2 protein-coding genes and 1 pseudogene are annotated in these 1,339 nt (G+C 64.8%); 1 reads left to right on the top strand and 2 read right to left on the bottom strand.

Features of this window, described 5'->3' with window-relative positions; genetic code table 11:
• A partial coding sequence (locus K340_RS32080; protein ID WP_037366085.1) for a hypothetical protein occupies positions 1-235 on the top strand: 235 nt, incomplete at its 5' end.
• A gap of 76 nt (positions 236-311) precedes the next feature.
• Here K340_RS32080 and K340_RS32085 read toward each other — a convergent pair.
• Both K340_RS32085 and K340_RS36305 read right to left on the bottom strand, forming a co-directional pair.
• Entirely contained in the window at positions 312-707 is a 396-nt protein-coding gene (locus K340_RS32085; RefSeq protein WP_051267096.1) for a hypothetical protein, read from the bottom strand.
• A pseudogene (locus K340_RS36305) lies at positions 707-1,339 on the bottom strand (hypothetical protein); the annotation flags it as partial. The gene K340_RS32085 and the pseudogene K340_RS36305, both read right to left, overlap by 1 nt.

Raw genomic sequence — 1,339 nt, forward strand, 5'->3', positions numbered from 1 at the left:
ATCCGTCGACGCCGAACCGGCAGCAGTCCCGAACGTGCCCCACAACGACGCCGACGCCCGAATCGACGCCGGATCACCACCCAACGAGAACGACGTCACCTGCGTTCACCACATTCCTCTACTCGCCGACGCCCGGGCAACGGGAATCGGCACCGTCATGCAGAAACCTGCCGTGCTGAAATCTGCCGTGCTGAAATCTGCCGTGCTGAAAACTGCCGTGCTGATACGGAACTGACGCCAGGTCGTTCCCGCTGGTTCCGTCATGCAGCGGCGGCGGCCGCGAAACACCCGATCGGCGGTGCCGGCTCCCATCAGGTGTCCTCTGGAGGTGGCGGCAGGAATTCGTCGGCCAGCCCGGCGAGTTCGTCATCGGTCAGCGGCGGAGGCGGGCCGGCCATTGCCCGGTCGAGCAGGGCCTTGGGTACCCGGGCACCGTAGTTCCGGACGTAGTAGCCAAGGTCTCCCGGCCACAGCGCCGTCCCGTCGGTGTGCATGCTGATGTCCGCCACCGCGCGACGGTCCGGACTCAGCACGTCGTCTGCTGTGCCGGTGGTGGCGACCAGCACCGAACCTCGGTCCAGATAGTTGGCGACGACCTCCCGTTGGTCCGCCGGCAGAGGCTCGGCGATCGCCTCGGTCAGCTCGGGCCCGTCGGCGTCGCCGTGAGGCAACTCGCGAAAGAAACCCACCCGGTCGAGATCGGTCATCACTTACCACCCGGCACGAACGTGCGGAATCCACCGGTCAGGTTCTTCAGGTCGGCACCGACGGCAGTCTGGCCGCCGGGCCAGACCCACAGGAGTTCGTTGGGCGCCTCCACCGGGACGCCCATCTTGTTGGCCAGATTCTGCGCCAGGCTGTTCGGCCCCTTGCCGGTGCTGCAGCTCAGCAACCGGACGCCACCGCCGTCATAGTCCTTCTGGTTCTTGATCAATTTCGCCAGTGAACGATGGTCAAGGGAAAGTTTGCGTCCGTTCTGAACGAATTCGAACACCTTCGGTGAGCCATGTCCGCCCACGTCGTAGAAGCCGTTCTTGCTCGGCTTCACCTTCGGCATCCGAACGTTCCACGCCTCACCCTTCTTGAACCCGTTGAGGGCCATCTTCATCGGCTTGTTCGCCAGCTTGCTGACGACGCCGGTTGCCGAATTCTTGAGCGCCGCAACGTTCTTGAACGCCTTCGAGCCGGCCACCGCGTTCTTCACTTTCGAGGTGGCGCCTGCCACCCGCTCGGCACCGACCGCTACCTTCAGGCCCTTGCCGACGATCTTGCCGACACCCGGCAACGCCATCGTCGCCGCGTCGATGATGATCGAGGACCACGAACCCTCACCGGTGGC

It is taken from the genome of Nakamurella lactea DSM 19367, from assembly GCF_000426645.1.
GTDB classification, from domain to species: domain Bacteria; phylum Actinomycetota; class Actinomycetes; order Mycobacteriales; family Nakamurellaceae; genus Nakamurella; species Nakamurella lactea.